Source organism: Paraglaciecola sp. (genome assembly GCF_051252315.1).
Lineage (GTDB): Bacteria > Pseudomonadota > Gammaproteobacteria > Enterobacterales > Alteromonadaceae > Paraglaciecola.
Map to the genome: position 1 here is coordinate 1 of NZ_JBPOFP010000193.1, position 5,015 is coordinate 5,015.

At 38.1% G+C, this 5,015-nt stretch carries 4 protein-coding genes and 1 pseudogene; 4 read left to right on the plus strand and 1 reads right to left on the minus strand.

Annotated features, from left to right (window positions below; genetic code table 11):
* The 4 genes and pseudogenes from ACSHXM_RS20825 to ACSHXM_RS20840 form a co-directional block, all read left to right on the plus strand.
* A pseudogene (locus ACSHXM_RS20825) lies at positions 1 to 266 on the plus strand (hypothetical protein); the annotation flags it as partial.
* 354 nt (positions 267 to 620) lie between these two features.
* The gene (locus ACSHXM_RS20830; RefSeq protein ID WP_435692159.1) at positions 621 to 1,007 is read left to right on the plus strand and encodes a PadR family transcriptional regulator; all 387 of its coding nucleotides are present in this window, start codon (positions 621 to 623) and stop codon (positions 1,005 to 1,007) included.
* Positions 1,000 to 1,863, plus strand: a complete 864-nt coding sequence (locus ACSHXM_RS20835; RefSeq protein ID WP_435692161.1) for a sensor domain-containing protein — start codon at positions 1,000 to 1,002, stop codon at positions 1,861 to 1,863. Before ACSHXM_RS20830 ends, ACSHXM_RS20835 begins: the two co-directional genes overlap by 8 nt.
* A 276-nt stretch (positions 1,864 to 2,139) precedes the next feature.
* Positions 2,140 to 2,856 carry a CPBP family glutamic-type intramembrane protease gene (locus ACSHXM_RS20840; protein WP_435692163.1) on the plus strand — a complete coding sequence of 239 codons (717 nt, stop codon included), beginning with the start codon at positions 2,140 to 2,142 and terminating at the stop codon, positions 2,854 to 2,856.
* A gap of 227 nt (positions 2,857 to 3,083) precedes the next feature.
* On the opposite strand, the gene ACSHXM_RS20845 is transcribed toward ACSHXM_RS20840, so the two are convergent.
* Positions 3,084 to 4,490, minus strand: coding sequence for a serine hydrolase (locus ACSHXM_RS20845; RefSeq protein WP_435692165.1), 1,407 nt, complete (start codon positions 4,488 to 4,490; stop codon positions 3,084 to 3,086).
* Positions 4,491 to 5,015: the final 525 nt, after the last annotated feature.

Below are 5,015 nucleotides of genomic sequence, written 5' to 3' on the forward strand. Positions count from 1 at the left end.
CTGGGGGCCACCTCGCTGCCGCTTTGGCAACGGTGAATGAATTTAATGAACCTAATGAAACGATACTCCCTATATCGCCCAAAGCGTTTATATTGTTTAATCCAGTGATTGACAATAGCGAAGCAGGGTATGGATATGAGCGAGTCGAACCTTATTGGCGTCAGTTCTCTCCACTTCATAATATTGCTCCTGGGCATCCCCCGACCATTGCTTTTTTAGGTACTAATAACGGTTATTTGCATTCTGAGGTTGGAACTGTCATTTAAGAGGTGCTTATACACACATCCGTTTTGTGCAAAAGATGGTAGGTTAGCGCTGAGCGTTTTCGGAAAGTAATATCTATTGTGACTAACTGCAAAGCCCAAGATGGACGTCAACTTTGAACACGATATTTTGGAGGAATTAGCGTTCTAACCTAATTAATTGACTGGCAAGTCCCATCCAAAACCGGCCAGTCGTGACAAGATAGCTAAAGTCAGCAGGTGCGACATAGCTGACGTTAGCCAACCAAATTTTTCCACTTATTAAATTATCATCAAGTTCAAAGATATCAGCACTAGTATTTACTTAATAGTAGTGTTAAGGTGTTACTAGTATTAACTAAACACTAGTAATCCATCATGGCTATTGAAAATGAACTAGATAGTGTTGAAGCAATTGCACAGCACACAAAAAAATTTCAGAAGGAACTTAATTCTGGCACAGTATCTTTAGTTCTTCTGAGCATTCTTGACCAAGCAAACACCCCGCTTTACGGTTACGAAATTACAAAGAAATTGCAGCACAATAAAGATGGAAAACAGGGAGCAATTTATCCTGTATTACGTAACCTCCATGCTAGAAACCTCATTAATTGCGACGTGAAAATATCAGAATCGGGTCCTCCAAGGAAATATTTCACTATCTCTATTTTAGGAAAAAGAGTGCTGCAACAGTGGTTAGTAAGTTGGCAGGCAACTCAATCTCACGTAAATAATATCATCAGTGGAAGTTTCGGAAATGAATAGTAATCAACAAATAATTGAAGCGTATCTGGCTGAACTCGATTTAGCATTGCGTGGTCAATCGAAAAGTTTAATTCAAGATGCTTTGTACGATGCTGAAAGTCACATTCATGACACTTTATCTGAAAATAGTGATTTAAAGCTAAGCGTCATTATCGCTGATTTTGGGCGAGCTCAAGATGTAGCAAATCAGTATATTCACTTAGAAACCCAAACGCAGAATTTCCTATTAGGAAAACCCAAACAATCCAGAGTCAACGGCTTTTTTGAGCCGCTGTTTGATGCTAGCGCTTACAAAGCAATTGTTTACTTTTTGATTTCGTGGCCATTAAGCATCGCATACTTCGCTTGGTTTAGTATTGTGGGTATAAGCTTAATTTGTCTGTCATTGTTTGGGCTCGGCCTGCCATTACTTGCTCTGTATCTTAAACTGCAAAGTTATGTAGCTTTGTTAGAAGGTCAAATCGTGGAAACCCTATTGGGCGAGCGTATGCCAAGAAGACCCTATTATTTTCCAATGGTCCAACAATCAAAGTCTCTTTTTTCAAAAATTAAACACCGTCTAAAAACACCTCATGGATGGAAGGTAACTTTATATACAGCCGTTCAGTTGCCCCTTACGAGCATATATTTTGCAGTGAGTGTATGCCTATTTATTGCTTCAATCGGATTGACGCTTTCTCCCATTTTTGATCCAATCATTCACTATTTTAATCCTATGAATAGTATCGATATTCAATGGTATTGGTTACCAGTTTGCGTGCCAGCGGGTGTAATTGGAATAACACTATCTTTTCACATTGCCAATGCCTTATCAAAGTTACATAGGGCAATAGCTAGATTACTTTTGGTTGCTTAACTAGTGATGCAAATGCTAAGAGTAGCTAGCTTTCGTTATCCTATAATGATGTTTCTGCTGATATCGTTTTCATTTACTTGGCTGTTCTGGTTTGGAAGCTTACTTTTTCAAGACGATTGGGCAATTAGGAAAATTATAACAGGGATGGGGTTCGGGCCCGCGATTGCAGCGATTGTACTTAGTCTCCTGCGTGGGCGACGCTGTATCAGCAATTCGAGAAAGTGGTGGTATTGGTTCAGCCTAAGCTTTTTCGTTCTCATGATAAGCTACTTATCAATGTTGGTAACAGGCGATGGCATAACGGCAAGCGACTTCAGGCTTGCTCAACCATTAGGTTTAACAGTGCTGAACATATCGTTATGTGTTATTTCATCTGTTATAGGTGCCTTTATTATCGCTGCTGCTTTTGGGGCACAGACTCCAGTTTTTAATGGATACATTAGCTTGAAGAAAGTAAAAAGATGGTTGCTTGTTGCATTGTTCCTTCCAGCTGTTTGGCTTCTTTTTGGGTTGTTCATCGCTAACATACAGCACAAAGAGATTAGCGACGTTCTCGGCGGACTGGATGCAGTGACTTGGTTTTTATATGTTACCCGCTCAGTGATGTTTACGTTATTGGTCGTCGCTATTGGAGAAGAGTTAGGATGGCGGGGTTGGTTATTACCCGCGCTACAGGAGAAGTTTTCACCGCTGTTGAGTTCTATTGCAATTGGCGTAATTTGGGGGCTGTGGCATTTTCCGTTGTATGTGAATGGTGGGTATGATGAGCCACCTTATATGGTCTTTGCCAAAGTCGGCGTTTGCATATTTTTATCTATAATATTTACGTATTTACACAATCGCTCAAGCGGAAACGTACTCGTTGCAATATTTCTGCATACAGCATTAAATAGTTCACAACGATTTATCCCTGTTACTGAAGAAATGGGCATGCTAATGATGCTCACAATTCTAATAATGCCAATAATGGATAAAATGTGGCGAAGAGAGTGATTAATTGATATTGAACGATAATCAAAAGTGGCTTAAATCAGCAACAGCTTACGTCAACAACCAGGCAATTCTTGCGGTTATTTAGTATATTTCAAGGCTGATTTTTAATATTCTATAATCATCTTCTAGAGCTTGGACTGACTATTGCTTCAACAGCCATGGACGGCCATAAGTTAGCTTTGCACCTGTGATGTGTTTCGGTAGCGCTTATATCGATGCAACCCTTGTTACTTTCCATAAATATAATTATTGCTGACATAATCACTGTTAAAATCGGCTTTAATCTCTAGAGCTTTTTGGAACGTAATATGGGCTTTCTTCGGTTCATTCATACTCAAATATGCAAATGCTAAGCTATCATATACTTGCGGAGCATCCGGGAAAACTGAAACTAAATAGCCAAAAATATCAATCGCTTCTTTCCATGAGTTTGCTTTCAGCAGTTGCATTCCTAATTCATTGATAGTTCTTCCGATAAACTGTGTGTACCCATTAGCTTCATAATTTCTTTGAAAGTTTTTGTAAAATTCCTCTTTGCCATCTTTTTTGTAAATGCTGTATGCATAATTAATTTCAAGAGGACGAATTTTTTCATAAGTGCCTGATTTAATGAATGACTGAATTCGTCCAGATATAAACTCAGCTACTAACTTATCGGTATTTGCCAAAACGATTATTTCAATTTCATCTGCTAAATTAACTTCTACCGCAGCACTCACGCCAGTTCCGCCACCGAATGCCCCCCAATGCTCTCCTGACATTGCGAATGCTTCATTTACAATGGTATTAGACCTATCTAAAAGCAAACTTCCATAAAACAGTTCTCGATAAAATTTCTGAACATCTTGAACAGTTGATTCAATACCGCCATCTGGAGATGAATGCTCAGTCACGCCTACTTCTATTAAAGTGCCGTCGTATAAGTAAGTATATCTCGATGATTGGTGTTTCGCTGCGGGTTCGACTTTAAATGATGTATTTTGTAAATTTATGCGTTCAAAAATATTTTTGTTCAAAACGCTTTCAAAGGATTGGTTTGTGATTTTTTCTAAAATCACACCTAGAACTATGTAACCATAATTTGAGTAGCGATAATCGGTGTCAGGCTCGAAGAGAAGTGGTTCATTTATTAATAGTTGTAACTTTTTTTCTAAAGTGTCGAATGCTAGTTGGTTTTCTCTGTACTCTGCTGTGAATATATCAGCAAATCCTCCGCGATGATTGAGTAAGTCATTTATAGTTACTTTTGAAGATATTTCTGTTGGGAAACCTAATTCATATTTGTCAATTGTATCTTCTAAGCTTAGCTTGCCTAACGCTAACTGCTGAAGAATAAGCACTTTAGTATAATTCTTCACTATTGAACCCAATGCAAACTTTGTATTTATTGAGTTGTACTTTTTTTCATTTTTATCTTCATAACCGTATGAGGCCTCAAAAAACACTTGCCCGTCTTTTGCTAGCAACAAACTTCCTGAAAACCTTCCCGTTTCATAATATTTAGATGCAATCTCCTCGGCAATGATAGCTATTTGCGGAAGTGGCTCTTTCAAATGATTTGACGTGTCTTCAGCTAGTGAAAAAAAGGAGATAGATAAAAGTGAAATTATTAAAATATGAAAACGCTTGGACACTTTTCACTCATCCCTATATTGAATTGCAATCAACGATAACGGATTGATGATAGCAATCTACCCCCGAGCATACAAGAACAAACTATTAGCTTCAAAACACAGTTTCGATTAAGTATCTGTACGACCGCTTCAGGCAGTTTTTAGCAAAATATACAAGTTAGGAATTACTAAAAGCTAAGGTCAGCAATCAGGCAAAACTGTAAGTAATCGACAGAAATAGATCCGTCCGGTTTCTGCCTCACAGGAGCCAGTCAAGACTTCAATTATTATTGTTAAAATGGATACTAAATTTTAGCGAAATTTTGAACCCGCTATGACGGTTTTAAGACTCACAACGGTCAAACTAAAAACCTTTTTCCAACCAATGTTAGGTTTATTGATGCAGATCAGATAAAGGCAATTTCCAACCTCATAATGCAAATAGCCCTAATAACAAATATATTCCAGTAACTACTGGAGAAGCCTATCGCGATAAAATAAGAGCGGTGGGTGCAAAAGCTGAATTATATATTTATCCTGAAAAAC

Excerpts from the sequence above, each read along its gene's own strand:
- ACSHXM_RS20830 (WP_435692159.1), top strand. The coding sequence starts at position 621 with ATGGCTATTGAAAATGAACTAGATAGTGTTGAAGCAATTGCACAGCAC.
- ACSHXM_RS20835 (WP_435692161.1), top strand. The coding sequence starts at position 1,000 with ATGAATAGTAATCAACAAATAATTGAAGCGTATCTGGCTGAACTCGAT.
- ACSHXM_RS20840 (WP_435692163.1), top strand. The coding sequence starts at position 2,140 with ATGTTGGTAACAGGCGATGGCATAACGGCAAGCGACTTCAGGCTTGCT.